At 35.2% G+C, this 25524-nt stretch carries 30 protein-coding genes and 4 pseudogenes; 30 read left to right on the top strand and 4 right to left on the bottom strand.

The window, feature by feature from the left end; all coding sequences use genetic code 11:
- A complete protein-coding gene (locus AC3A54_RS06420) occupies positions 1-2085 on the bottom strand; it encodes a metallophosphoesterase family protein (RefSeq protein ID WP_487653821.1) in 2085 nt (694 codons plus the stop codon).
- Positions 2086-2309: 224 nt separating this feature from the next.
- Between AC3A54_RS06420 and AC3A54_RS06415 the strand changes: the two genes are divergently transcribed.
- From AC3A54_RS06415 to AC3A54_RS06310, 22 genes and pseudogenes are all read left to right on the top strand, one after another.
- The gene (locus AC3A54_RS06415) at positions 2310-2807 is read left to right on the top strand and encodes a flavodoxin domain-containing protein (RefSeq protein ID WP_487653820.1); all 498 of its coding nucleotides are present in this window, start codon (positions 2310-2312) and stop codon (positions 2805-2807) included.
- A gap of 95 nt (positions 2808-2902) precedes the next feature.
- A complete protein-coding gene (locus AC3A54_RS06410; protein ID WP_487653819.1) occupies positions 2903-3940 on the top strand; it encodes an ATP-grasp domain-containing protein in 1038 nt (345 codons plus the stop codon).
- A 72-nt stretch (positions 3941-4012) separates the two neighbouring features.
- Positions 4013-4288 carry a hypothetical protein gene (locus AC3A54_RS06405; RefSeq protein ID WP_487653818.1) on the top strand — a complete coding sequence of 92 codons (276 nt, stop codon included), beginning with the start codon at positions 4013-4015 and terminating at the stop codon, positions 4286-4288.
- Positions 4289-4525: 237 nt separating this feature from the next.
- A complete protein-coding gene (locus tag AC3A54_RS06400; RefSeq protein ID WP_487653817.1) occupies positions 4526-4693 on the top strand; it encodes a hypothetical protein in 168 nt (55 codons plus the stop codon).
- A gap of 194 nt (positions 4694-4887) precedes the next feature.
- Positions 4888-5271, top strand: a complete 384-nt coding sequence (locus tag AC3A54_RS06395) for a MarR family transcriptional regulator (RefSeq protein ID WP_487653816.1) — start codon at positions 4888-4890, stop codon at positions 5269-5271.
- Positions 5272-5289: 18 nt separating this feature from the next.
- Complete coding sequence (locus AC3A54_RS06390) at positions 5290-5466, top strand: hypothetical protein (protein WP_487653815.1); 177 nt, start codon at positions 5290-5292, stop codon at positions 5464-5466.
- 113 nt (positions 5467-5579) lie between these two features.
- A complete protein-coding gene (locus AC3A54_RS06385) occupies positions 5580-6452 on the top strand; it encodes an AraC family transcriptional regulator (protein ID WP_487653814.1) in 873 nt (290 codons plus the stop codon).
- 426 nt (positions 6453-6878) lie between these two features.
- A complete protein-coding gene (locus AC3A54_RS06380) occupies positions 6879-7532 on the top strand; it encodes an NAD(P)H-dependent oxidoreductase (protein WP_487653813.1) in 654 nt (217 codons plus the stop codon).
- Positions 7533-7564: 32 nt separating this feature from the next.
- Entirely contained in the window at positions 7565-8104 is a 540-nt protein-coding gene (locus tag AC3A54_RS06375; protein WP_487653812.1) for a GNAT family N-acetyltransferase, read from the top strand.
- A gap of 310 nt (positions 8105-8414) precedes the next feature.
- Positions 8415-9350 (top strand): DNA/RNA non-specific endonuclease, encoded by a 936-nt coding sequence (locus AC3A54_RS06370; RefSeq protein ID WP_487653811.1) that lies wholly within the window; start codon positions 8415-8417, stop codon positions 9348-9350.
- Between the two features lie 171 nt (positions 9351-9521).
- A complete protein-coding gene (locus AC3A54_RS06365) occupies positions 9522-10007 on the top strand; it encodes a GyrI-like domain-containing protein (RefSeq protein ID WP_487653810.1) in 486 nt (161 codons plus the stop codon).
- A gap of 194 nt (positions 10008-10201) precedes the next feature.
- Positions 10202-10627, top strand: a pseudogene (gene fabZ / locus AC3A54_RS06360) (3-hydroxyacyl-ACP dehydratase FabZ).
- A gap of 236 nt (positions 10628-10863) precedes the next feature.
- Positions 10864-11153: pseudogene (locus AC3A54_RS06355) on the top strand (N-acetyltransferase family protein).
- A gap of 57 nt (positions 11154-11210) precedes the next feature.
- Positions 11211-11504, top strand: a complete 294-nt coding sequence (locus AC3A54_RS06350; RefSeq protein ID WP_487653809.1) for an RNA polymerase alpha subunit C-terminal domain-containing protein — start codon at positions 11211-11213, stop codon at positions 11502-11504.
- A gap of 106 nt (positions 11505-11610) precedes the next feature.
- A complete protein-coding gene (locus AC3A54_RS06345) occupies positions 11611-12108 on the top strand; it encodes a DinB family protein (protein WP_487653808.1) in 498 nt (165 codons plus the stop codon).
- Positions 12109-12660: 552 nt separating this feature from the next.
- Entirely contained in the window at positions 12661-13386 is a 726-nt protein-coding gene (locus AC3A54_RS06340; RefSeq protein ID WP_487653807.1) for an alpha/beta fold hydrolase, read from the top strand.
- 79 nt (positions 13387-13465) lie between these two features.
- Positions 13466-13759: pseudogene (locus AC3A54_RS06335) on the top strand (antibiotic biosynthesis monooxygenase family protein).
- 148 nt (positions 13760-13907) lie between these two features.
- Positions 13908-14288: a PaaI family thioesterase gene (locus AC3A54_RS06330; protein ID WP_487653806.1), complete on the top strand. Its 381-nt coding sequence runs from the start codon at positions 13908-13910 to the stop codon at positions 14286-14288.
- Positions 14289-14533: 245 nt separating this feature from the next.
- Complete coding sequence (locus AC3A54_RS06325; protein WP_487653805.1) at positions 14534-14995, top strand: DinB family protein; 462 nt, start codon at positions 14534-14536, stop codon at positions 14993-14995.
- A 194-nt stretch (positions 14996-15189) separates the two neighbouring features.
- Positions 15190-15396, top strand: coding sequence for a hypothetical protein (locus tag AC3A54_RS06320; protein WP_487653804.1), 207 nt, complete (start codon positions 15190-15192; stop codon positions 15394-15396).
- A gap of 124 nt (positions 15397-15520) precedes the next feature.
- A complete protein-coding gene (locus tag AC3A54_RS06315; RefSeq protein ID WP_487653803.1) occupies positions 15521-15709 on the top strand; it encodes a hypothetical protein in 189 nt (62 codons plus the stop codon).
- Positions 15710-15894: 185 nt separating this feature from the next.
- Complete coding sequence (locus tag AC3A54_RS06310) at positions 15895-16923, top strand: DUF1835 domain-containing protein (protein ID WP_487653802.1); 1029 nt, start codon at positions 15895-15897, stop codon at positions 16921-16923.
- Positions 16924-17127: 204 nt separating this feature from the next.
- On the opposite strand, the gene AC3A54_RS06305 is transcribed toward AC3A54_RS06310, so the two are convergent.
- Entirely contained in the window at positions 17128-17889 is a 762-nt protein-coding gene (locus AC3A54_RS06305) for a hypothetical protein (protein WP_487653801.1), read from the bottom strand.
- Positions 17890-18233: 344 nt separating this feature from the next.
- Here AC3A54_RS06305 and AC3A54_RS06300 point away from each other — a divergent pair, with 344 nt between their 5' ends.
- From AC3A54_RS06300 to AC3A54_RS06285, 4 genes and pseudogenes are all read left to right on the top strand, one after another.
- Positions 18234-18722 (top strand): CBO0543 family protein, encoded by a 489-nt coding sequence (locus AC3A54_RS06300; RefSeq protein ID WP_487653800.1) that lies wholly within the window; start codon positions 18234-18236, stop codon positions 18720-18722.
- Positions 18723-18733: 11 nt separating this feature from the next.
- Positions 18734-18940, top strand: coding sequence for a hypothetical protein (locus AC3A54_RS06295; RefSeq protein ID WP_487653799.1), 207 nt, complete (start codon positions 18734-18736; stop codon positions 18938-18940).
- A complete protein-coding gene (locus AC3A54_RS06290; protein WP_487653798.1) occupies positions 18937-19221 on the top strand; it encodes a hypothetical protein in 285 nt (94 codons plus the stop codon). Before AC3A54_RS06295 ends, AC3A54_RS06290 begins: the two co-directional genes overlap by 4 nt.
- Before the next feature lie 47 nt (positions 19222-19268).
- Positions 19269-19355: pseudogene (locus AC3A54_RS06285) on the top strand (excalibur calcium-binding domain-containing protein); the annotation flags it as partial.
- Positions 19356-19620: 265 nt separating this feature from the next.
- Here the strand turns inward: AC3A54_RS06285 and AC3A54_RS06280 are convergent.
- Positions 19621-20217, bottom strand: coding sequence for a hypothetical protein (locus tag AC3A54_RS06280; RefSeq protein WP_487653797.1), 597 nt, complete (start codon positions 20215-20217; stop codon positions 19621-19623).
- A 230-nt stretch (positions 20218-20447) separates the two neighbouring features.
- On the opposite strand from AC3A54_RS06280, the gene AC3A54_RS06275 reads away from it, so the two are divergent.
- Together AC3A54_RS06275 and AC3A54_RS06270 are read left to right on the top strand one after the other, a co-directional pair.
- Entirely contained in the window at positions 20448-20945 is a 498-nt protein-coding gene (locus AC3A54_RS06275; protein ID WP_487653796.1) for a P-loop nucleotide/nucleoside kinase family protein, read from the top strand.
- Between the two features lie 279 nt (positions 20946-21224).
- Positions 21225-21680: an NUDIX hydrolase gene (locus tag AC3A54_RS06270; RefSeq protein WP_487653795.1), complete on the top strand. Its 456-nt coding sequence runs from the start codon at positions 21225-21227 to the stop codon at positions 21678-21680.
- A 64-nt stretch (positions 21681-21744) separates the two neighbouring features.
- On the opposite strand, the gene AC3A54_RS06265 is transcribed toward AC3A54_RS06270, so the two are convergent.
- Positions 21745-22689 carry a helix-turn-helix transcriptional regulator gene (locus AC3A54_RS06265; RefSeq protein ID WP_487653794.1) on the bottom strand — a complete coding sequence of 315 codons (945 nt, stop codon included), beginning with the start codon at positions 22687-22689 and terminating at the stop codon, positions 21745-21747.
- Positions 22690-22837: 148 nt separating this feature from the next.
- Here AC3A54_RS06265 and AC3A54_RS06260 point away from each other — a divergent pair, with 148 nt between their 5' ends.
- Positions 22838-23341 carry a DinB family protein gene (locus tag AC3A54_RS06260; protein ID WP_487653793.1) on the top strand — a complete coding sequence of 168 codons (504 nt, stop codon included), beginning with the start codon at positions 22838-22840 and terminating at the stop codon, positions 23339-23341.
- A 684-nt stretch (positions 23342-24025) separates the two neighbouring features.
- A complete protein-coding gene (locus AC3A54_RS06255; RefSeq protein WP_487653792.1) occupies positions 24026-24802 on the top strand; it encodes a class I SAM-dependent methyltransferase in 777 nt (258 codons plus the stop codon).
- Positions 24803-25524 lie beyond the last annotated feature (722 nt).

The raw sequence follows: 25524 nt of genomic DNA, 5'->3' as shown, positions 1-25524 counted from the left end.
TTATTTGTTTTCTTCAGGTAACTCTTTAATTAAGACATTGGTAATAGAATGAGAGGAAATAGAAACGAGTCCAAGATTGTTATTCGGTTCAATGATTGACCCCTTTTCTAAAAACTGATAACGTAATTGATCTTTCCATAAAAATGGCTTGTTATCATCTTCCTTGTCAACATGGCTGATGGTATAAGACGTGTCACAAATCCGGAAAATATCTTTATTTTTCCTTTTAATAGAATTGAAACTTATCACTCCTTTCATAAGCACGCCCCAAATACCAGAAAAGCTCATGTTTTTAAAAGGGCTGCTGGTATATTGATGAATAGGCAGGGTCTTTCCATCTGGAAAAGTAACCGTTGCTTTTACCGCGGAAGCATAGTGTACATCTCCTGATAAAAAAATACACTCAGATGGTTCCCATTTTGCCATTTGGTATAAAAGCTTGGTAAAGCCTTCTCCGTTATACTTCCAAGCCTCAAAATCAAAGGACGTTCTCACCTCTACTCCAATTATCTGGAAAGGATAGACATAATCATGCAAAAAGGATTCAATCAGGCCCATCCCGTAAACAGGGGTAGCGGAAACAATTAATAAAGGAGTGTGCATCTTCCAACTACTAGACAACAGTTTGTTTGATACAATTACCCATCCTTGATCGCTTAGGAGCTGGGGACATGCTGTTGTCTCCTTTATGATATGCCCCAATTTTACTAGTTTTGGAGTTGTAGTATATTCCCGTTGAGTACGAGTATCTAAAAATACAGCTTTTGGATGGGATGGTGCGACAAAATGCCACGAATGAAACTGCCAAAGACTGTTTCCCCATTTTTCATGTGTGGATGAATGAAAGCTTCCTTTCCTGATTGTTTTAAAATACGACCCCATTAACTCGATAAAATTTTGATCAAAGTTATCAGGGTCATTTCCCCAGCCCTGGAAAGCCCAATAAGCTGAAAGTCCGTTTGCTATGACATGTCTGCCTAGTGGTGATTCCGACACGTTCTTTTTCCATTCTGCGGAAATGTTCCAATCATCAGTTAGGTCATGGTCATCGAAAATCATGTAAGTAGGGATGTTTGCAAGCAGTCTCCTTACGCGGTTAAGAGATGCGCGAAAAGACACTAGTGCTTCCTGCTGTTCATTGAAACGATTTAAAAGTTGGTTACGTTCGAATCGATGATCTTTAGAATCGCCTTTTTCATTAGTAGAAACGAAATGAATTAGCTTCCTTTTTTCCAATTCGTCAAAGCTTTCAAAAAAATGATTGGATTGTGCGATATCCCAAATCTCGGGGCTCCAGGACAATAAGTACATTGCAGCAAACTCACCAAATTCAATTAAATGGTTTTGTGCATGTGAAGAGGTGAATTGACAAAAGGTCTCCATTATAAATTGTCTGCCGTTTACCTGATCAAGGGAGGTACGAAATGGTTCTTGATGCATGCGATTTTCCAAATAATTGAGAGGTTCCCTTTTCCCTATTAATTCACTATTAATCTTGGAAATCACACCAAAGAGCGGGTCGGCAACATCATCAGCATAAATTTGGTCTCCCATGAGAAATAGCGAGTCAGGACGGTTCTGGACATTAGCATGATGTTTATCAATGATGGAATCGGCATAAGCAAGAGTATCTTCACCATCGCCATGCAACTTTCTACATGACCCATATAAAATATGGCTCGAACTCTGACCACTCTTAATCTGAAAAGTTGGGTATTTAAGATTCCCATACACAAGGGAGCCTGGATGATTAGAATTAAGTAATTCAAGACTCTCCAAATCATCAAGTCTAGAATCATCATTAAATCGCAAATTATATCCAATTAAGGTATCTGTGGGAAAGGATTCATTTTGGGGGGTAATCTTAATTAAGTAGACAAAAAGTTGTTTGCCGATCTTCACTTTCATCGGCTCACAATCGGTATCAAGTTTATGATACAGAAAGGAATGGGGCTCACTCCCTTTTTCTACCTGAAAAAAATCTGGTTCTATTTGAACTCTTTTGCTTGTTGCAATCCAAATATAAGCACGGGTCGGTTCCACTCGACGAACAATCGGCCCGGATAAAATCAATGGAAACTGCATTTTTTCCACCTCACATAGTATTGATACTATTTTATTCGCCGATGGAAAAAGACGTTCATTGGTGCCTGACACCATAAATATTCGCCAGTTGTACTAATATTGCCAATATTTAAACGAAGGCGACTTTCTAAATGGATTTATAATAGAGGTGATATATATACATCCAGCCTGTCTACACTATTTATGGCTGGTTTTTTTGTAATGAAAGAAGGAGGAGAATTGACATGAAGACTTTAATTGTTTATTGCTCATCCCATGGGACTACAGAAAAAGCAGTAGGATTATTAAGTGAACACATCGAAGGAGAGATTTTATCAGTTGATTTGAAAAGAGAGAAAACCATTTTCGATCTTAACAACTTTGATACCATTATTATCGGTGGTTCGATTCATGCTGGTGCCATTCAAAGAAAAATCAAACAATTTATTCAAAAGCATCATGATGTGCTATTAGAAAAAAATGTAGGACTTTTCCTATGTTGTTTCCGCGAAGGAGAAACCGCCATTCAACAATTCAATGATGCCTTCCCACAGGATTTACGAAAAAATTCTGTAGCCATGGGATTGTTTGGTGGGGAACTTCTTGTATCTAAAATGAATTTTTTTGAAAGAAAGGTCGTTAAAAAAGTAGATGGAATTACGACCGACCAATCTCATTTAGATATGGAAGCCATTTACGAATTTGCGACCAGGTTAAATCGATTAAAAAGCTTAGTCTATTAAAACCAATCGATATTTCAACATAATAAAACTTATAAAATGACCTCTATTAGCACATAATGGAAAAAGTCTTAACTACAACATGAAAGAGGATTCAGATGAAAATTTGGTTTAATCGATGGTTTACAACAGTATCACATTATATTGATATGATTCGGGCAAACGAGGAAAATCGAAGGTTTATCATATATGGAACACATCCCAATAAGGATGCGCTATATTTACAAAATTGTGATTATGCCTTTGTCGAGCCTGATATATCTGGGGATGAATATATAGCTTTTTGTCTAGATTTTTGTCAAACACATGCCATTGATATTTTCATTCCTAGAAAAGAGAATGTCCTTATATCAAAACGGTTGGCTAATTTTGAAGTTATAGGGGTGAAGGTGTTAGTTTGTTCCGATGCAAAGCTTATGGAGACAATGGATAATAAAGCAGCTGCATATCGAGAAATAGCGCGTAATAACCCTATCGTATCCATACCTGATTATGAAGTAGTCCATACGGTTGATGAGTTTAAACTGGCATATGCAACATTGAGAGAGAAGGGTCATCAAGTGTGCTTTAAACCGGTAATCGGTGAGGGGGCAAATGGATTCCGGGTGGTTAAGGATCAGATCGAGTCCATCCAGCAGCTACTTTATCAGGGTGTAGGCCACAGGATTCCATATGAGTATGCATGTGAAATATTAAGTCAGCAGGAGACTTTCCCTGAGTTAATGGTATTGGAGTATTTAGAAGGCAGAGAATACAGTATCGATTGTCTTGCTTCCGATGAGAGGTTGTATGCTGCCATACCACGTATGAAAGGGGAGGGACGTGTAAGGGAGTTAGTTGAAAGCTTAGAGCTTATTCAGATCGCGCATAAATTCCATGATGAATATAAACTGCCATATGTGTTTAACATTCAGGTGAAATATAACAAAGGTATCCCTAAGCTGCTTGAAATCAATCCACGAATGAGCGGTGGGATGCATATCAGTTGTTTGTCAGGCATCAACTTTCCATACCTCGCTTTAAAGATTTTATTAGGAGAAAAAGTAGATCCATTGAAGCCACGTTTTGGCATACGTGCCAGCCATATAGAAAAAGAAATGGTTCTTAAATATGATGGCAACGAAAAAGCCCAATAAAATAGAAGGTAGACTCTGCCTTCTTTTTTTACTTTCAAAAAAAATATTCTTCCAAAAGTGTAATTTTTTTGAATGTTTATACGCTTAATAAATGTAGAGATTTTTGTCTTAGCGGTTCCTGCGGTGTCTTATTCTTATGGTAACAGTCGGGTGGAAATTATTTTTATTGAAGGCAGTGCCAAAATTATGACTCTGTTTCCTGCTAGTTATTGTGATTACTTTAAAGGGTTAAGCCAATGTCTCGCTGGTATGGGAATTAAAGCTGATAAATTTGAGTATAAGGGTCAGACAGAAATGCAATCAAGAATCAAACATGCCTATAATGTCAGTGGTATTGAATTTTTTTGAGGTTGAACGCTATACGATGGGAACAAATCCGGAGATTGCAAGAATTATGGCGGTGACCGAGAAGAAATACAATCCCATTATTAATATTGACGTTGATTATTCACAATGAGTTTGAACGGTTTCTGATACGAAAGGGGAAGTATAGTTAAAGAAGCTCTCTCTTTTAGTATCAACTATTAATACTAAGTGATAAAAGAAAGCAATAAATAGATTTATTCAAAATATATGGGGGCTTTAATGAATGAAAATGAAGAAAATCCTGAACCGTTCCCAATTTACATCCAAGAAAAAGATGAATACATAGAAGCTATTGGATTCAAAAATGACAAAGGAATGTGGGACATTTTTTTGAGGATGATTCAGAGGAAGAGGGCCACCCAGAGGATACTTTACTTTTTACCGTAAGACTTCATTCTGAAGCCGAAGAGAAATTCAAACAATTTGTTGAGGATGTTATTCTAAAGCGTCGAGGGGATTAAAGGAGATTGACTCGTAGTTGAACGAACGGGTGCGTTGATCCTAGAAGGATTAACGCTTATTTATGTTGAAATAAATACGCAACATCGAACTGGTCGATTATTAGGGATGGAGGCAAAAGGATGGGTGCTTGGGGTACTGGCTTATGGGAAGATGATTTATCTTACGATATCCAAGATGAATGGAATGAACTGATGGATGAAGGGGTAATTCCAAGAAAAGCTACAAAGATCATTCTTAAAACGTGGCAGGAGGAATTTTTTGAATATGATGATGAAGAAGATAAACAGGCAGATGAATCAATTCTGTTGATTTCTCTCGCAAGTCTTCAAATGAGACATAAGGCACTGACCACTTCGATTAAAAAAAAGGCTCTACAGCTAATTGAAAAAGGTGCAGACCAAGCTCTATGGGAGGAAGCTGGTGATGAAAGTTATCAGGAAAGAAAAAAGGTACTGGAAAAGTTTGAAAATAAATTAAAAAACACAAAGTCTAGTCTATTTTGATTTTTAGTTATAGAGCTATTGTCCTTTTTACGTATTGAACGGACTTGGGAATGTGAACGTACTCTCTTAGGAATGCCGATTTCAAAAAACATGCCTGGAAGCAAGATTATCGGTGAACTTCTTGATGAGTCAGTGGAAGAAGTAAAAGAGGAATTGAAGGGGTATATTAAAGAATTTTTAATCGAAGGAATTTAAAGTTATTCATGTGTTAACAGTTAAAGCTAGGATTATACCGACAAAATGGTGCACATTATGTCGGACGGTCACATTCAAATCCTGTTATTCTATGGATGAAAGGAGGTCATATAATGGATTTGCTTAAGAGCATGAATGATGCAATGAGGTATATCGAGGATAACCTCACTAACGAAATAGACTTCAAAGTGGTGGCACGAATCGCTCATTGTTCTGAATATCATTTTAAAAGAATGTTTTCATTTCTTGCAGGTATTACATTATCAGAATACATCCGTCGTAGACGACTTAGCTTGGCAGCATTGGAGCTTATAAATAGTCATATAAAAATAATTGATGTGGCGATGAAATATGGATACAGCTCGCCGGACTCGTTTACTAGAGCTTTTCAAATTTTACATGGTGTAACACCATCAGAGGCAAGAAACAATGGACAGCAATTAAAAGCATATCCACTAATGACCTTTCAATTATCCATTAGAGGAGGATATGAAATGAATTACCGAATGGAACAAAAAGAGGCATTTAACATAGTTGGTATCATGAAAAGAGTTCCCATTATTTTTGAAGGAGAAAACCCGGAAATTACAGCAATGTGGAAATCCTTGACTATGGAAAAAATAGATCAGTTAAAAAAACTCTCTAATGTTGAACCTAAAGGGATGATTCAAGCATCTACCAACTTTTCTGAAGGACGCATGGAAGAAAAAGGAGAGCTTGATCAGTATATAGGTGTAGCAACAACACAAGAATGCCCTGATAACTTTGCAAAACTTGAAGTTCCTGCCTTAACCTGGGCGATTTTTGGATCAACAGGACCTTTTCCTAGTACGCTACAAGAAACTTGGGGAAGGATTTATTCAGAGTGGTTTCCGTCTTCCAATTATCAAGTAACAGAAGGACCTGAAATCTTGTCAATCAAAACCAAAGATTTAACATCACCATCTGTGACCTGCGAAATTTGGATTCCAGTTTTAAAAAAATAAATGGACCATAGGGACGGTTCTGGTGGTTTTTTATCAAGATTGAAATTAGAGCCAAGAGAACCGTCCCCTTGGTTTTCCCCTTGGTTTTCCCCTTGGTTTTCGTTGTCCGTGGTGTGGTGCGAAGTTATAATTTATGAATCTTTTTCTTTACTGATAGAATAAGAGTTTAAGATCATAGCTGCCATTTTGGCGGCTTTTCTTATTTGGACGGAGCAGGTTATTTTAAGAAGGATTTGATCACTTTTGTACCGAATATATAGGAAAAAAGAGGAAGCGGGGGGCCTGGGGGACGGTTCTGCCGGTTTTCTTTCTCTTCAAGTGTTTTCGCTCTAAGAGTTCGTCACTTCTAAACTATTAAAAAACCACTAGAACCGTCCCCATGGTTTTACCATGGCGTTTAAGTATGAGTAAAGTGGGGTTGGAAAAATGAAAGTTCTAATCGTATTTGCCCATCCAGATGGTCAATCGTTGAACGGTGCACTTAAAGATATAGCAGTAGATATACTAGAACAGAACGGTCATGAGGTAGTAGTATCAGATCTATACAAAAAGAAATTTAAAGCAGTTGCTGATAAAGATGACTTCCTTTTCCTTAGAAATCCAGACCGTTTTAATTATATTTCCGAACAATTTCACGCATTGAAAAATAACACTTTCTCAGCTGATATTGTCGAAGAACAAAAACTAGTAACCTGGGCAGATTTGATTATTTTTCAATATCCTATGTGGTGGACTGACGCACCAGCGATAATAAAAGGCTGGTTTGATCGAGTTTTCTCATACAACTTTGCATACGGTCCAGGGAGATATAAAGAAGGGAAATTAAAAGGGAAGAGTGCTATTGTATCGGTAACTCATGGAGCGGATGACCTCTCGGAGTATGGTGAAACCGGCATCAAGGGCAAAGTTGAAGAACGATTATTTAACATTCAACACGAGAAGCTTTTCTATTGTGGAATGACAGTATTAGAACCGTTTTTGTTCCCTTCTGGTGCAGAAGAGGCAGCGAGATTGCAACACATTGAAGATTGGAAGAAGCGACTGGTGAACTTAATAGATGAAAAACCTTTATATGTTTGAGCCATGTGCGTTAATAGCGCAAGCGCGGTTCAGTGAGGGGGAGTATTACAATTTACAATTTGGAAGCAAGTAACCATATCATTCAGATAAAGCCTTGGGAGGATAATGACCTTGATTTACTTTTTCTTATAAACGCTCCAGAAATGATGCAGCATCTTGGAGGTCCAGAGAGTAAAAAGCAGATTTTGAAGCGACATAAACGATATCTTGAACTGGGTAATAGAGGACGTATGTTCAGCATTAAATTGTTACCAGAATTAGAACCAGTAGGTTCTGTAGGTTATTGGCAAACTACTTGGAATAATGAAAGTGTATATGAAACTGGATGGAGCGTTCTACCCTCTTATCAAGGGCAAGGAATAGCTACAAAAGCGGTAAAGTTAGCAATTGAAGAAGCATCTAGTGAGAACAAATATAAATACATCCACGCATTCCCATCGATTGATAATCCTGCTTCTAATACAATTTGTCGGAAGCTTGACTTTCAGTTTATCTCTGAATGCGAATTTGAATATCCTCCAGGAGGCTTTATGCGGTGCAATAATTGGCGTTATAACTTAATTGGACAATAGCTGAACTTTCAATTCTTAATTTTTATAAAAGAATATGAAGAAATGTACTTAAGCTAATAGGGGCTTTAATTAAATAACAATCTTCAACGATCGGGCGCAATTCTTGAATTGGAATTGTGCCTTTTTCAGTGCAATGGACGACTTCTACTAATCTTTATTGTAATTTAACACTACATACTTCGAACTAAGTATCTACTGTAATAAAATTAATATGTTAATATACTACTATAAATAGGTTTACAATGTTAGTTTATGTTTTAATCATAGATTTCTAGAATATCCAGTAAAAAATACTATAAGGAGCCCTAAAATGAAAAAGAAAATAAACTATTTAATCTTACTTTTAACTGCCATCTTACTAGTTGGTTGTACTAACGTAGAAGAAGTATCGAATACTGATGGGAAAGCTGATTCACAAGAAGTAACTACAAAAAATAGTGAAAAAGAAAAAACTACTACTGAAAAACAAGTGGTAGAGGAAACATCAACTGAATCAAATGATCAATTGTTTAAAGGTTACAAACTAATTGAAATTGATGGTGGTGATTTGTCTGGACATCGAGAACCTAACGTTGTCGTTGACATTGGTTTTGGGGACCGAGAGTATTGGTCCTTTACGAATGAACACGGGCAAGTAGTCCGTGTCATTGCTGAAGAAATCGTTCTACAAGATGATCGTATCGAACCTGTAACATCGTCTGGCAGATACTACGAAGATGAAGCAAAAGTTCCTGGTGTAGAAAGAGCAGATTTAGATGAAGGACATATCATTGCAGATTCTCTCGGAGGGGTATCTAATGCTTACAATATTACTCCACAAGACAGTACGCTTAACCGACATGGTGATCAAGCATATATGGAAGATGCCATTCGTAAAGCTGGTGGGGCTACTCATTTTGAAGCAATTATCACATATCCTAATACGGAAACGCAGATTCCTTCTCATTATAAGTACACTTACACTTTAAAAGGGAATAAGATTGTAGATGAGTTTGATAACGGCAACCCTGATGAGATAAATAAATCTCTAGGCTTAACTGAAAGTAAATCAACTAACTCAAATAAGCCAACTAGTTCTAATAAGTCGAATGGCACTGAAGATATTTCTAGTGTTGATACAGATGGTAATGGACAAGTGACGATTAAAGAAGCAAAAGCAGCAGGTTATAGCATGCCAATAACGAGTGATCACTGGCTTTATAAATATATGGACGATCGAGATGGTGATGGACTAGTAGGTGAGTAAACAAGGCTATATACAAATATAAAACAAAAATGAAGAAAGGCCGCTATATTTGGCGGCTTTTTTCTTGTTGTGCGAACAGAGCAGTTTAGTGAAAGAAGGTAAATTACCCATAGATAGCGAAAATTGTTAAAAAGGAACTTATGACGCTTTAGGAGAAATGGAGGGAATAAATTGAGTTATAAAATTATAACGTTACCGGCCTATCGGACAGTAGGATTAAAATGGGAGGGAACATTCTCTGAAATTGTACCGAATTTAAAAAACGTCATTCAACAAGTTGAAGATCGTGCCGATGAGTTAGAGAATAAGGTGAATCCTAATGTTCAATTAGGTCTATCTTATCACATAATTGAGAATGGATTCGCACATTACGCGGTGTATGAAGTGAGTGAAGAGCAGGAGATTCCTGATGGGATGATTGAAATATGGGTTCCTGAATGGACGTATGTGAAGACGACACATAATAAAGGAGAAGATATACAAAAGACCTATACGGATTTACATCAATGGTTATTTGATAGTGACTATACAGCATTTAGAGAAGCTGGTGTAGATTACTATGATCCTTATATGCCGATTAAACATGAACATTATCCAGTTGATCATGATCCAAATGATCCGCATTTTGATATTTATATACCGATTGTAAAAAAATAATGTTTTATTATTAAACAAACGGGGTTCAAGAGTTAAAGATGGGGATAGCTGCGGGCTATCCCTTTTCTTTTTAAGCTAATGGTGCAGTATAGTTAAATAAGCTCACTCTTTTAGTATCAACTATTAATACCAAGTGGCAAAATATAGCAATAAATAGATTTTTTCAAAATATTATTGTTATGAGGGTTTTAATGATGTTTGATACTCAAAAAATTAAGGAAGTTATTTAACATCGTTATCCATTTGTTTTAGTGGATAGAATTTTGGAATTAGAAGAGGGAAAAAGAGCAGTTGGTATTAAAAATGTGACTGTGAATGAGGACTTTTTTAACGGACACTTCCCCAATTATCCAGTTATGCCAGGCGTATTAATTGTAGAGGCATTAGCCCAAGTAAGTGCAGTTGTCATGTTAACTAAAGAAGGAAACCAAGGAAGATTAGGGCTTTTAGCAGGTATAGATAAATGCAGATTTAAACAGCAAGTAAAACCAGGAGACCAACTCCGTCTTGAGGTTGAAATAATACGATTAAAAGGGCCTATTGGAAAAGGCAAAGGCATAGCTACAGTTGATGGAGAAGTAGTTTGCGAAACAGAGAGCATATTTGCATTTGGTGATTAAAAGCTATTAATTTCTAAAATGTCATTCAAATTGTTGAACAAAAGAGTGTCTTATTGAACTAACCGGCTCTATCCAAGCAGGATTAGTGCCTTTTTTGTTGAAGTAAATGGAAGTAGAATATCTAGCAGCTACATAAGGGAATCTTATTAGAATACATAAAATAATTACAATTACCTTATAGTGGAAATTCAGTCAGCATTTGAAAGTAAGGTTTACTAATTAAAGGGGGTATTTTAATGGAGACAGATATAAGGTTTAGGGAGGCTACTGAAAAAGACTTAGATGCTATTGTTGCCATGCTTGCTGATGATGTTTTGGGAAGTAAACGGGAGCGGTATGAGCATCCACTTCTGTAAGAGGTAAGGGTGTAGGAACTAAACTCATAAAATGGGCAATTCAACGTGCAGAAGAACGTGGTTGTCATTTATTACAACTAAAAACGGATAAAAAAAGACCAGATGCTTTACGGTCTTATGATAGGTTAGGTTTTAAAGCAACACATGAAGGTTTAAAGCTGAAGTTATAATGATTTTTATTAAACTGTTGGGTGTGTTGAATTTATAAAGCAAGGAGGCGTTTAAATATGACAACTCCCAATAAAAATGTAAGGATTTGTAACAAAGGCCATAAATATTATAAAAGTAGCGAATGTATAACCTGTCCTATCTGTGAGCAGGAACGCAAGCCTGAAAATGGATTTCTTTCATTGCTTTCGGCACAAGCAAGACGAGCATTGGAGAACAATGGTGTAACTTCTTTAGATGAGTTATCATCCTATAGTGAAAAAGCGATTTTGAAATTTCACGGCATGGGTCCAGCCTCTTTACCAAAACTTAGGTCTGCATTGAAGGAAAAAGGGTTATCTTTTAAAAACTAGTGTTCTATCATTTAAATAAGTAGTCATAGAATAAAATAGTAATTACATATTGGTTGTCCATTGTTTTAACTTTGAAAGATTACACTTAATAGAGGAGAGTGGTTTTATGCAAGTTGTATCCAAAATGTTTTTAGAACAACTCGACATGCATTGCTATGAGAATGAGTGGTTTGCTTCCATGGATCAGGCGCTTCAGGGAGTCACCGCAGCTGAGGCAGCATGGACAAGTTCGGGGAACAGCAATTCGATTTGGCAGATTGTCAACCACTTGATATTTTGGAATGAAGACGTGATCCATCGAATTAAGGGCACAGAGAATCCGCATAATGCAGAAAGCAATGAAGAAACCTTTGGAAATCCAGGGGATCCAGAAGACGAAATTGGTTGGTCCCAGACAGTGCAGCGCCTTCATGAAGTCATGAATAAATTAAAAACGGTCATTGCGGACCTTGATGATGAAAAGTTAACAGCTCCGTATGCACCTAACAGTTACTCTATTGAGCGTTTACTTAGCAATATCATGATGCACGATACATACCATGTCGGCCAAATTGTTCTGCTCAGAAAGTTGCAATCCTCTTGGAGTGGCCTTGATTGGTCTTAACGAAATGTTAATGCAGAATTTAAAATAAAAAACACTGCGAACAGGTATATAAATAAACCTGTTTGTAGTGTTTTTTTATTGTGTCAAACCAATTACGTTTTCAGGAATGTTTAGGCTCTTGTAGTATTCATTGATTTTCGTGTAGGTTGGGGAACATAGGCGGATAATTTCGGGCTATTGTATCAACAGGAAGCTAAAGAAGCAGATATAAGCGGAAAAATTCCGATTAACTGCTCTAAATAAGACGAAATCCAACTGTTTGGATAATATAAGCGGAAAAACTTCCCTTATTTTAATGGAATTTGAGTATTTCCCAATTTAACCGGAATTTTTCCGTTTATTTTTCAAATACCATGAATCGGAATTCAGTTTTAATAGATTATGATGGAAAAAATATTTAGTAAAGCTGAGATCCACTCTTTTGATAGTTTATTAAGGTATATTACATAAGAGGGACCATGGGGACGGTTCTGGTGGTTATTTTTTTAAGGTGTTATGATAAACCGGGAGAACCGGTCCCGTGGTTTAGGGAAAATGAGAGGAATGGTCTAAATGACTAAAGAAATGTTTGTGCAAATAAGTGATTGTAAGCTATATGCAAAATTAGTTGGAGAAAATACCGGCAAGCCAACAGTCATAATGGACGCTGGATATGGGGATTTTTCAAAGGCTTGGGATTCAGTAATTGGGGATATTTCAATACTCTCTAATATTCTAATTTATGATAGAGCAGGACTTGGAAAAAGCGAAAAAGGTTCTAACCCCAGAACTAGCCGTGAGATGGTAAGAGAATTGAGGGAGCTTCTGATTAAAGCTAAGATTCAACCTCCTTACATATTAGTTGGCCATTCATTTGGTGGAGTTAATATGCGTATGTTTGCAACTGAGTATCCAAATGAAGTTTGTGGATTGATCTTAGTTGATTCTACTCCTGAAGATTACAGAGAAAGATTTCTCCCAACGATGTCACAAGAATTTCAAGAAGCATACAACAAGCAATTCGTTCTTGAAGGCAATTATGATGAATTTATGGAAAGCCTAAAGCAGTTAAAAGAAACTAGACTTAAATTACATATCCCATTAATTGTTCTATCAGCTGGTAAGAAGGCTCATTATTCTAAGGAATCACAAGAGTTATGGAATGAAATGCAAAGAAAAATCCTTGAAATATCTTCATATGGTGAATTGGTGATTGCTGAAAACAGTGCTCATTATATACAAAATGATGAACCAGAAGTGGTAGTCAGTGCGATTAAAATGATGATTGACCTTATTTAAGAAAGGAAAGTACTTCAACTAAAGGTGGCGTTAGCTGCAGGGAGTTGTCAATGTAACAGTATAAAAAGGGGGGAGATAAATGATTTTAGAAGCTGTAATGTTACAAGTTAAGCAAGGTATGGAAGGGGAATATGAGGTAGCATTTCGAGAGGCATCAAAAATTATATCATCAATGAGAGGCTACATATCTCACGAATTACAACGTTGTATGGAAGTTAAGGGGAAATATTTATTGTTGGTGAAGTGGGAGACATTAGATGACCATACAGTTGGATTTAGACAATCGAAATAGTATCAAGAATGGAAAAAGCAACTACATCATTTCTATGACCCGTTCCCAATAGTTGAACACTTTGAGAATGTTCTATCTTAATAGGTTATTTAAGTAACGGGTGCAAGAACTTAAGATCCCATCTGCCATTTCGGCGGCTTTTCTTATTGAAGTAACGGAGCAGGATTGTTTAAGAACTTAAAAAAATATGTAATGTAGCGTTAAATTAAATATATAAGAGGTGTATGAGATGTTTATAAAACAGCCATTTGACGAATTTTTAGGTTTGAAATACAAAAAGCTTGATGATAATAATTTGCAAATTATATTGCCAGTTCAGGACCTATTCATTAATAGTGCAGGGGTTATACATGGTGGTATCATTTCTTCATTGGCTGATGTAGCCGTATCAAACTTGTTACCAGCAAATGAAGATGGTATACAACAAGCTGTAACCGTTGATTTAAATGTTTCTTTTTTGAAACCTGCTACTGGTACATACTTGATGGCAAATGCCAAAATTGAAAAACAGGGCAAAACTTTAATTCATACGGAGTGTTCGATTTATAACGATAATCAAGAAATTGTAGCTAAATCTAAAGCAATCCTATTTCGCACAAACCTAAAGTAAGCCCACAAGAATCCCAAGAGGGCTTTTATCGTTTCGAGGATAAATACACCCGCTAAACATTAAAAAGAGCAGGACAGGGGCTTTTTCTGCTAACAGGTGCAAGAGTTTAAGAAGGATCGTAAGTGCTGCGGTCCTTTTTTCTTATTGAAGTAACGGGGCAGGATAGCTCAAGAAGGAAAATTGACGGAACGAGCGAATTATAAAATATAAGGGATAAAAATCCAATTATTTGAAAGGAGTAAAAAATGAAAGAACGCCATATAATTCTCTTCAAACAGTTAGAAACTTACCGAAAAGAAATTTTAGATAGTTTAAACGGAATAAGTGCAGATGCAGCCGAAATAGTCCCGAATAAGTTTAATAATAATATTAGATGGAATATGGGACATATTTATTTGGACCAATACCTATGGATTGAGGCTTTAACAAAGGAGAAGACAGAGGTCCCAGATATTTTTCGTAATTGGTTTAGTTATGGTACAACACCAGTTCATTTCTCAGCGGAAACGCCCTCTTATATAGAACTAAAGAAATTGCTGAAAGAACAACCGTTCAAGTTGATGGAAAACTATGGACATCGTTTGGAAGAAGAGTATCCTCCTACTGAAATGGGGATGCGAACAATCGAACAAGTGTTAATTCGAACCATCTTCCATGAAGGAATACATTTACAAGCTATCAATGATATTAAAAAGTGTTTACAATAATATATTTGTCTTAGCTGCCTTTGGTAGCTTTTTTTGCTTTATACTACAAACAGGGCAACAGCATTTCTACAATAATGGAAAATGAACAAGTTTGTGAAAAAATACACTTAAACAAACGGGGCAGTTTACTTTAATAAACGTTGTGCAGTTTTGAGAAAATATACTAACATATTTTGCACCAAGGAGACCTTTTTATGATTTTTGAGATTATTGCGGGATTGCTTGGTAGTGTCGGACAAGATGATTCTTTAAATACAAAGAAAGTAGATAAGCATATTGAGGAATTAAGAAAATATAACTGGTTCAATGAGTTATATAATGATGAAAAGTATCACCGTTTGTTTTTCGTCAATAGACGGGTGAGGAAGTTTTTGCAAAGTAAATATCTAATAAAAGGTTGATTAGCAATTCAAAAGCACAAAACTCCTTTAAAGCTTTCCTTGATAAACAATTAAGTAAATAATCGTTAACAGGTCAGTTTAGCTTAACAAAAACTAGATATAAAAAAGAATGGAGCTAGGTAATGTGAAACCAAAGTTTTGCCCTAATTGTGGTAAGGAACTAATTGATGAATCATTTCATCTTAAATCATTTTCAAGCCTAATTTTTAATAAAGGAAAACATAATGAATTAGTTGTACCAGTTAATGGATGGGGAATCGATTGTTTTCATTGTGAATGGGAAGGAGAAGTTCTTCCTTCCAAAAATGGATAGCGTCTCTAATCGTCTTCTTAAGCTACCGGGTGCATTCGTATAACAAAGGGGTGCTGCGGCAGCTCTTTTTTCTTGTTCCACTAACTGACGGGTTAGTGTTTAAGAGTATTTGGAGAAAATATCTTCAAAAGTACAATTTTAATTTATGATTAATGCTCTTAATTGATTATAGAAGGAGTTTTTAGATGGATATTCTCTACGATATAAAGAATAAAGTAAAGGACTTGCCAGAACAGGAAGTAAGGTCATACTTGCAATTTATTCTTTATAGTATTGCATTGTTAGAGGATAAAGAGAATTCTTTAGTTGAGTTTGTAAAAGAACTTAAAGAAATCTTTAATGAAATTCTCTATCCAAAAGTTACAGACTCAGACCCATTTGGAAAAAGTAATTACAAAAAAATTCATATACAATTTGGATACCCATATTTAAGACAACCATTAAAGGAATTAAATATTCTTGAAGAAGAGTTTATTATAGCTTTCCACGAAAATTTCTCTATTGCTCCTATATACAGTTTAGATACCGAAAAGGGACAAACAGATAGATTTGAATGGTTGAAAAACAACCTATCTAATGAATATGAAGTTGAATTTTATAAAGAAAGTTTGCCGAAAGTCATTTCTCAAGTAACATCGATTCCAGATGAACTTCCAATTTACATATGGGTATCAGAAAATGCAAATGAACAGACAGCACTTCTTTTTACTCTATATTTGTTGCGGGAACGAAAGAATAACATTTATATCATTGATACCGTAGCATTGTACAGGAAATTATTCGAAAAAAAGGCTAAGAAATATGTACCCTTTTATTCAGGTGAAATCCCTTTAAAAGAATTACAAACCATATATAAATATAGCCAAGATGAAAACCAGATTTTATCTCAAATAGAAAGAAAGCATTATGAAAACAAGTGGTTAGACCTCTCCACGAATCCTGGTACATTAAGAATATGGGAAAATGAAGAAATTAAAGTTGTACCTGAAGACTACTTCGATGATTTTATTATTGAAAAAGCAAAGAAGTTGATTGGGAAGAAAAAGGGGTTTATTATGAGTGCAAGACTAATCGGTGAAGTGTATGGGCATATTCTTCAGTATATTGGGGACAGTTTTTTTGAATATAGGGTTAGGAAATTAATAGAAGCAGAAATTTTTGAATATAAAGGTAGCCTAGAGGCAATGCGGTGTTACAGTATTAAATTTATGTAAATGTTCTGCTGGAGGGAAGCGCTAAAAATGCTTCTCTTTTTTGTAATAAATCAATAACAACTTAAAAAAGTATGTGAAAAAATGCACTTAAATTAACGGGTGCGACAGTTGAATCCAGCTGCCAATCAAAGTGGCTTTTTTCTTATTGAACTAACGAACCAGGAAACTTCAATAAGAATCTTCCTGAAAAATGAAAAAATACGCTTAATTAGGCGTATTTTTAAACCACCAAGGCAGGTTTTGATTTCGATTAGTTTGTTTTATCCAAAAGTCAGGTGGTTGATAATTAATCAGTGAATAATCGAGTTCATACCTGTCAGTAGCCAGTTGGATAAGCAACATTTTCTTAAAATCAAATGGATGTATATCTCTTGTTTTAATAGTTATAACCTCAACTCCATTGCGTTGTGGATTTCCTACAACAACGACTTGATTTCCTTTTGTATAAACTTCAGTAACCTTTGTTTGAAAGACAACCATATATAAGTCAAGGTCGGTTGGATTTTGATATGTTGGAAAACCAATACCGAGATGATGGCCAAAATTAAATAAACCCGCAAGTCCAATATCATAGATAGGGAATATACGATGTTGTGCGTAATAAATTCTACTAGGTATATAACTCCATCTCCCGCCCCCATAGGTGCTATGCCATTGTTTTTGATAAACAGGTCTTTCATAGTTAGGCTCATTTGTAATTTTTTTGAAAGGGATTTTTGTCCCTTTACTTAATACCTCAGAAATAGAAATGGTTTTTGAAGGGTATTTTCCCTCCGTTTCCTTTTGCTCTGGAGATTTGAGAAGATTGATTGGTTGAGGAGGCTCAAGGCTATTTAACCTTCTTTCTAGTTCAGCGGACAAATTATTATTTTCTTGTTGATGATTTGATGCGTTAGTGGGTGTACTAAAAACAACACACAAAGCAAGGGAGAATAAACAAATATCAACAATACTCTTTTTTGGCATATACAACACCTCAAGGTTAATATGGGTTTCATTTAGATAAATTAGTCGAGTTGGTAAATGGATGTATCATTTAATCAGGGAAAGCTGTAAAAGGCAATACATAGCAAGATTGTGAAGCATTGTACTTAAACTAATGTGGGCAAGAGTTAAAGATTGGGATGGCTGCGGCGATCCCGTTTTCTTTTTGTGCTAACGAAGCAGGTTGAAGAATTGAAAGCATTAATCCATAGGACCATTTTGTTAGTTTTTGTTTAAAAAATTAGTAAAAGAGGCTACAGGTATTAAAAATTAGTTATGGGTAATATAAAAATATCGTGTTACATCAAATGAGAGGGTGTTAATAAGTGGAGAAAAAATTGTTAAACTTCCTACTAGCAGTCTGTATTGCTTCTTTTCCATTTTTATTCAAGGGACCAAAAATGAGAGAAAATCTTTTGATTTTTTTCTCAAAGGGCGTTATTGCTACTCTAATTGATGCTTATGTTGTTGGAAAACAAAAGCTTGAATATCCAGTTCGTCCTTTTCCGAAAATTTTTAAAACGAATATTATTTATGACATGTTATTTTTCCCAATTTTAAGTGTTATATGGGTGAAAATCTCGTATAATGATAATTTTGGTAAAATTTTATTAAAGAGTTTGATCTTTAGTGTACCAATGAGTGTTGGGCAATGGTTTATGGAAAAGAATACCGGTTTGTTTAAATGGAAAAAATGGTCACCTTTCCATACATTTGCCAGTGTTAATTTCACTTTGTTTATGATTAGAGGGTTCGTTGGCTTAATAAAAATATTAGATAAGTTAAAAGGTAAGCAAGAAATAACAGAATCTTAAAGATTGATACTATGAAGAAAACGTATAAGTTAGAAGCAATTCTCTGGAGTGTTGCTTTTCCAGTCTTTGGTCAACTGTTAAATGGTCACCTTATTAAAGGAATTTTGTTTATCATTTTAGAATTCACTATTAAAGTGAACAGTGTGTTTAACCAAGCTATCATGTTTAGTTTTCTTGGGAAAATAAAAGAAGCTGCAGCAGTGGTGGATCACCAATGACTTCCATTACAGATGAATTTGACAATGTAAACCCATATGAAGTGAACAAGAATTTAGGGAAAACGACAGGTACGAGCAGTACGCCACCGAAAACAGATAATGTACCAACAAACGAAACGGTTAGTAGTAATGAAGATGTTAGTAAGGTGGATACCAATCATAATGGAAAAGTTACGATCGCTGAAGCCAAAGCTGCTGGCTTTAAAATGCCAATTACGAGAGATTCATGGCTTTATAAATATATGGATGACCGAGATGGTGATGCCTTAGTAGGTGAATAAATGGGGTTATGATTTCCATGCGATTATGGAGCGTCCTTTTTTATTTAAAACAAAAAAGTGGCGTACCTTCTGATCATCCAGCCTATCAATCTAAAATGGATAGAGATAACGATAATTTTGCTTGTGAAAGATAGTGTTTTATCGCTTAGTAGACCTTTCTAAGGTATTGAATTATGAATGATCCCATCTCAAATAATGAGATGGGATTATTTTTTGTATTTCCTTAATAATTCTTAAACTGAATGATTAATTGATATATCCAATGAAGAGTTGAGTCGTAAGTGCTAGAAAAGTAGAAGGACTCCAAGAAAGAAGAATGCTCGTTTTTATGCATGAACATGTACAGCTAACAAGGGCAATTAAAGTGGTGATTAAATAAAAGTCCAAAAGCCAAGGCTTTCAGACTTTTCCTTCAAGTATTTGCTTCCGAAGTTGGACGGCCGACAGTAATTTATAACCTCTTAACTTAGGTATCATTTTTTCGAGCAGCGCAACCGCCTCATCCTTTTTCCCATCATAAACAGCTTGATCGACTTCCAGCATGTTTAAAAAAAACTCGTCATTTATCTTCTCTTTATATTGTTTGATTGAATCAGCGTCCTCTTCCTGAATAGCGATATCCGCCAACATGTACCACTTGGTCTTATGTACACTCATTTTTGCAAGGAGATCTTTTGCTTTTCCGTATTCTTTTCTTTCCCTTAAGAGCATCAATTCAGAGTGTTGTTTCGCTTTTTTCGAGCGGATATTCCCCAGCTCGTGTTCTGCCGCCGACAGGTCCCCCTGAAGAAAATGGTACAGGAATTGCAATTGCGGCGCTTTTGATTTTTTTAGGTACGCCATCATCTTTTCGGAATCTTTTCCAAATACAAGCGGGTTTCGGATGAAAAAGAAAACAATCATGATCGCCAATACGCTATACATAATCCAAATTGGAACCTGGAAAAATCCCATTACTAAAGCAAAAATAAATACAAGCAACAAAAGCCAAATCATAGCCATCCTCCGTAAGTGGTTTTTATTCCCATTTTACCATATTGTTTTTAGGACCACCGAATTATAACCAAATGGTGCAGATCTGTTAAAAAAAGGAATATAGATGGAATCGGTAGAATAAGTAAGTTTGATGTAAATCTTAACGTCTAGATAGTAATAAGAAGAGAATGTCTATGGGAACTAACGAAGTAAAAAGTTTAAACTAAAATAAGTGCGGGGGGTTAAAAGATATGAAACAATTGGGGACGCTATACTTTTTTTGTGGAAAAATGGGAGCTGGAAAATCAACTAAATCCAAACAATGGGCTATTGATAAACATGCGGTACTGTTGTCTGAGGATGAATGGCTTTCATCTCTTTATCCCAATCAGATTGTATCATTTGAGGACTATCTAAAATTCTCAGCGCAGCTCAAACCGTTGGTGAAAAAGCATGTACAAAACATATTAAGTGTGGGTACCGATGTAGTGATGGATTTTCCAGGTAACACTAAAAAACTGCGAAAGTGGTTTTTGGATATGGCGTCAGAGGTCAATGCAAGCCATCAATTAATTTTCCTTAATCTAACTAACGAGCAATGCTTACGTCAAATTGCACAAAGGCGTATCGAACAACCTGAAAGAGAAGCTTTTGACACGGAAGCGGTGTTTATACATGTTTCTAAATTTTTTGAAGCACCAGAGGCATCTGAGGGTTTAAATATTTTAGAGTTTAGCGGAAACGAATAACAAGGAATTCAATAATTCGTGTGGATAGAGTACCTTTTGTTCTGTGAGGTGCTCTATATGATATAAAATGAAATGTGAGTAAGAAAAGTTTCAATGTTTATATGTTAAAATCGATGTAATTTTGTGAAGTGGTACACTTAAAGTAATGGGGGCTTTGGCTAAGGATGGGTCGCTGCGGTGGTCATTTTTCTTGTTGAGCAAACGGAGTAGATTAGTGAAAGAAAGATAACAGGTATAATAGAGATAAATGTAATTTTAAGAGGGAATTGGGAGGATCAGATGTTGCAAGATGGAATTGTTTTAGTAGCAAGTGTGTCAATATTTAATGACGATAAAGTCTTGATTATAAAAGAGAATAAACTTACTGCTATTAATAAGTGGAACTTTCCAAGTGGTCATGTCGAAAACGGTGAGGACATTCTCTATTCAGCTCAGAGGGAAGTTAAAGAGGAAACAGGGTTTGATGTAAAACTAATTGGTACTACTGGTGTATATAATTTTGTTAGTAGTACAAACAATCAAGTTATTTTATTTCATTTTGTTGGTGAGGTTACAGGAGGTTCTCTAAATCTCGAAGAAGATGTAATTTCTGACAGCAAGTGGATAAAAGTAAATGAACTTGTAACATTTGAAAACAAGGACTTACGAGAACCCAGTGTAATAAGGCAAATAATTAATAACTTATTACAAGAGAAAATACACCCAATTAGTGTGTATAATGAGCAACTAATTTGAATCGTCCTTGTTCAACTACCGGGAGCGTTGATCCAAGAAGGATGAACGCTTATTTTTGTGGAGATTATTTATACTGATTTAAAACTTTGTTTAATATTTCTTTAGTACTTTCAATTAATTCAAACGGCTCTTTAATAATTGCATTTTCTCCATAGGTTATAAAGTAGGTTGATAAAAAGGTAATATCCTGTTTTGCAATAATTCCCCTTATCCATCCAGAACCATCTTCCCTTTTTCTCAAATAAATATTTGGCCAATTAACAGATTCAAATTTTTCTACTCCATGTTTAGTTAACTCCACATATAGTTCTGTCGTTTCCTTATTGTGATTCAGAATTGAAAAACGATTCTTCAAATTGATATTCGATAAATCAATAGGACCATTTTTTTCATCATGTTCTACAGACTTTATACGATCACATCTGAATACTCGATAATCTTTTCTAAAAAAGCAATAAGATGGACAATACCATTTTCCTTCTTTTGCGTAAATACCAATCGGTTGAATGCTTCTTAAACTTGTCTTTCCTCTTGTTTCATAACTAATTATTAGAACTTCTTGATGAATGGCCGCATCTAAAAGCTGTTTTAAATAGGGGATTTCTTCTTGTTGAAGTACATATACAAAATCAACTCTATCTTGCATTTTATCAATTGTATCTCTAATATCACCGGACAGATTTAAATAAAATTTCTTTCTTATTGACTCATACTCAATATCAAAAGGAAGAGATATATAATGTCTTAGTGCATGAATGGCAAAAAATATAGAAACCGCTTCATCCTCACTAAATACTATTGGAGGAAGAATTCTTTCGTTTAAGACTTGATACCCTCCATGTGGACCTGCTTCTGAGTATAATGGAACTCCCATTCCACTTAATTCTTGTAAATCTCTTAAAATGGTTCTTTTTGATACCCCAAATTCTTGTGCTAATTCTTTAACTGTAAATCTTTTTTTTCGATTTACCATCACGATCATTTCATTTAATCTTTTTGCTCTAGTCATACGTTCCTCCATAAAAGATAACAGTGACATAAATTGTCACCATTATAATATATAATCACAAATAGATAAAGAATAAGGAGGATTTAAGCTGAAATAAAAAAACCATTTCGTGATCTATCTTTAAATATGAATTTTGGAGGAATTATACATGTATGTTACAATTTCAGACTTTATGAAAGAATGGAGCAAGGAAGCTACATTAACACAAAACATATTAGATGGTTTGACTGATGATTCACTAAAACAACAAGTTTATCAAGAAGGTCGTAATATAGGAAGAATTGCGTGGCACCTAACCATATCTATTCCAGAATATTTGGCTGAATTTGGGTTGACGATAGAGAAAGGAAAAAATGCGGAAAACGTTCCAACCTCAGCAAAAGAAATTGCTGAAACTTTTAAAAGGATAAGTGTCAACGCTGCTAAAGTGATCGAAGAGCAGTGGACTGATGATTCACTGAAACAAATACAAGTGGCTTTTGGAAGGCAAGAATCAAATGCCTCCATACTAATGGGATTAATCAAGCACATTATTCATCACCGTGGACAACTGACTGTTCTAATGCGTCAGGCAGGATTGAAACCATTTGGAGTTTATGGACCACCGAAAGAAGATTGGATCCATTTTGGGGTTGAAAATCCACCTCTGTGAGAATAGATTAAGCTATGACAAAAATAATAAAATAGTCCAAATTCTTCGTGACAGCAACCTATGGTGGCTTGACTGCTTTAAAGCGCTGACTCGATCATGAAAGTCCGGAAGCCAATGCTTTCGGACTTTCAAACTTTTCCTTCTAGTATTTACTTCCGGAGTGGGACGGCCGTCAGTAATTTATAACCTCTTAACTTAGGGATCATTTTTTCGAGCAGCGCAACCGCCGAATACCCCTTCTACGACAACCAATACTCGTTCCTTCCTCGTTGATCCTAAGGATAAATTGATCCAATTTTTTAAAGCAAAAATCCTCCGCCTATAGGATAATAAACATAAATTTACCTTTTTTAAAACTTTTTCCCATTCACTTACGAATATAGGCAGTGAGCCTGTTACGCAGCTTTTATGGTCATAACGACTGCTTATATCCTTTCCTTATGGTCGAGGGAGAAGAGATTGGATATAGTGGCTTAATGCCTGTAGCCATTGATGATTTACTATGAAGAGCTTAAGATTCAAGCTGCCAATTCGGCGGCTTTTCTTATTGAAGTAATGGTAGGTTAGTAGAACAAAAATAATCCATAAAAAAGTAATCAATTCAAACTAGAAAGTATAGATTTAAATAGCAACAATTGAAATTATAGGGAAAATAATAAAACTTGCAGAGGAGGTGTATTATTAATGGAAAATAAAAATGTCTTTAATGAAATAATCTCAGATTACGAAATAGCTCGACCAGGTTATCCAACTGAATTGTTTACGGATATTGTTGAGTACTCAATGATAAAGAATGATGCAAAAATACTTGAAATTGGTCCAGGTCCAGGTCAAGCTACTGAATATTTTGTGAAAAATCACTATTCTATTACAGGATTAGAGATTGGAGAAAAGCAAGTTGAGTATTTGTTAAAAAAATATTATAAAAATAAAAATTTCAATGCTTTATGTACGTCCTTTGAGGATTTCAATGGTAAACAGGAAACATATGACCTAATCTTTTCAGCTACAGCATTTCATTGGATTAAGCCAGAGATTGGATACCCTAAAGCATACAACTTACTGAAAAAAAACGGAGTAATGGCTGTTTTTTGGCATATGTCATCAATCATTGAGCCCAAAACAGAAATGCTAAATCAAATAAGAAATATTTTTCGAAAATATGCTCCTAAGCTTGATTCTTATATAACGATGGAAGAAGCTAAAGACCTACATAATCTTAGGATTTCAGAAATAGGTACAAATAATCTATTTGATAAGCCAGTAACTAAGATTTACAGATGGGATGATGAATATACTACTCAAAGGTATCTAAAATTAATTAATTCCTACTCCCCTTTTCATGGACTGAGTGACAATAAGAGACAAGCTATACTTAATAATATTGCAGTCTATATTGACAGTAAAGGAGGTCAAATAGTTGTTCCACAAGAGGTAAGATTATATATGGCGAAAAAATGATTCGAAAGATTTTTAAAAGTATTATAAAGATTGTTTCTACTAAGCTAACTGTAAAAGAGTTAAACAAGGTATTGCTACGGTGGTCATTTTTTCTTGTTAAACGAACGGGCAGCTTTTCCTTTCTATATAGAGGGAGTTTAGTTGAAAAAGAAAAGGTTATATGATCTAAAAGATAGAATTATAAATAGAGAAAAAATGAACAGGTGAAAGTCTCTATGAAATTCAAAATGATATTTCTGTTGTTAGTAGTGTTGATTTTCGGCTTGTTTTCAATGTTTGGTGTTCCCATTGAAAAACGCTTTCTTTGGATAGCTATTATTTCATTCATCGTTCTTGTTTCCGAAGTGCTATGGCTGGTTTTCGCTTTTATTTGGATACTGATCCTTAAGAAAAAATCGTATGATCGATATTTTTTTTGGATAAAACCCAAACCAAATTCAAAAAGAAAACTAAAGAAAAAAAGAAAAAAGTCAATAGGTAAGTAAAAACTATTTAAACTTAAATTTTGTTGTCTATATTTTATGTTACTAACGGGTGCTCGACCAAAAGATGGGGACTACCACGATTCATTACTAAAATACAATTTTTCAAAAAATTCATGATAAAATAACAATGAATGGAGGGAGATTTTTGAAAACGTTTGAAGAAAAATTAAAAAGCTATGCAGAATTGGTTGTAAAAGTAGGATTAAACGTTCAACCGAACCAAATCCTTTATGTAAG

This window comes from Neobacillus sp. Soil_C_43, from assembly GCF_057656715.1.
The sequence above is the reverse complement of the archived record's forward strand: the minus strand, read 5'-3'. Positions and strand labels throughout refer to the sequence as shown.

Excerpts from the sequence above, each read along its gene's own strand:
- AC3A54_RS06400 (WP_487653817.1), top strand. The coding sequence starts at position 4,526 with ATGAATGAAAATGAAGAAAATCCTGAACCGTTCCCAATTTACATCCAA.
- AC3A54_RS06265 (WP_487653794.1), bottom strand. The coding sequence starts at position 22,689 with ATGACTAGAGCAAAAAGATTAAATGAAATGATCGTGATGGTAAATCGA.
- AC3A54_RS06330 (WP_487653806.1), top strand. The coding sequence starts at position 13,908 with ATGTTTATAAAACAGCCATTTGACGAATTTTTAGGTTTGAAATACAAA.
- AC3A54_RS06345 (WP_487653808.1), top strand. The coding sequence starts at position 11,611 with ATGCAAGTTGTATCCAAAATGTTTTTAGAACAACTCGACATGCATTGC.
- AC3A54_RS06350 (WP_487653809.1), top strand. The coding sequence starts at position 11,211 with ATGACAACTCCCAATAAAAATGTAAGGATTTGTAACAAAGGCCATAAA.
- AC3A54_RS06280 (WP_487653797.1), bottom strand. The coding sequence starts at position 20,217 with ATGATTTGGCTTTTGTTGCTTGTATTTATTTTTGCTTTAGTAATGGGA.
- AC3A54_RS06415 (WP_487653820.1), top strand. The coding sequence starts at position 2,310 with ATGAAGACTTTAATTGTTTATTGCTCATCCCATGGGACTACAGAAAAA.
- AC3A54_RS06270 (WP_487653795.1), top strand. The coding sequence starts at position 21,225 with ATGTTGCAAGATGGAATTGTTTTAGTAGCAAGTGTGTCAATATTTAAT.
- AC3A54_RS06295 (WP_487653799.1), top strand. The coding sequence starts at position 18,734 with ATGAAGAAAACGTATAAGTTAGAAGCAATTCTCTGGAGTGTTGCTTTT.
- AC3A54_RS06410 (WP_487653819.1), top strand. The coding sequence starts at position 2,903 with ATGAAAATTTGGTTTAATCGATGGTTTACAACAGTATCACATTATATT.
- AC3A54_RS06260 (WP_487653793.1), top strand. The coding sequence starts at position 22,838 with ATGTATGTTACAATTTCAGACTTTATGAAAGAATGGAGCAAGGAAGCT.
- AC3A54_RS06405 (WP_487653818.1), top strand. The coding sequence starts at position 4,013 with ATGTTTATACGCTTAATAAATGTAGAGATTTTTGTCTTAGCGGTTCCT.
- AC3A54_RS06420 (WP_487653821.1), bottom strand. The coding sequence starts at position 2,085 with ATGCAGTTTCCATTGATTTTATCCGGGCCGATTGTTCGTCGAGTGGAA.
- AC3A54_RS06380 (WP_487653813.1), top strand. The coding sequence starts at position 6,879 with ATGAAAGTTCTAATCGTATTTGCCCATCCAGATGGTCAATCGTTGAAC.
- AC3A54_RS06325 (WP_487653805.1), top strand. The coding sequence starts at position 14,534 with ATGAAAGAACGCCATATAATTCTCTTCAAACAGTTAGAAACTTACCGA.
- AC3A54_RS06305 (WP_487653801.1), bottom strand. The coding sequence starts at position 17,889 with ATGCCAAAAAAGAGTATTGTTGATATTTGTTTATTCTCCCTTGCTTTG.
- AC3A54_RS06310 (WP_487653802.1), top strand. The coding sequence starts at position 15,895 with ATGGATATTCTCTACGATATAAAGAATAAAGTAAAGGACTTGCCAGAA.
- AC3A54_RS06395 (WP_487653816.1), top strand. The coding sequence starts at position 4,888 with ATGGGTGCTTGGGGTACTGGCTTATGGGAAGATGATTTATCTTACGAT.
- AC3A54_RS06275 (WP_487653796.1), top strand. The coding sequence starts at position 20,448 with ATGAAACAATTGGGGACGCTATACTTTTTTTGTGGAAAAATGGGAGCT.
- AC3A54_RS06320 (WP_487653804.1), top strand. The coding sequence starts at position 15,190 with ATGATTTTTGAGATTATTGCGGGATTGCTTGGTAGTGTCGGACAAGAT.
- AC3A54_RS06255 (WP_487653792.1), top strand. The coding sequence starts at position 24,026 with ATGGAAAATAAAAATGTCTTTAATGAAATAATCTCAGATTACGAAATA.
- AC3A54_RS06290 (WP_487653798.1), top strand. The coding sequence starts at position 18,937 with ATGACTTCCATTACAGATGAATTTGACAATGTAAACCCATATGAAGTG.
- AC3A54_RS06340 (WP_487653807.1), top strand. The coding sequence starts at position 12,661 with ATGACTAAAGAAATGTTTGTGCAAATAAGTGATTGTAAGCTATATGCA.
- AC3A54_RS06370 (WP_487653811.1), top strand. The coding sequence starts at position 8,415 with ATGAAAAAGAAAATAAACTATTTAATCTTACTTTTAACTGCCATCTTA.
- AC3A54_RS06385 (WP_487653814.1), top strand. The coding sequence starts at position 5,580 with ATGGATTTGCTTAAGAGCATGAATGATGCAATGAGGTATATCGAGGAT.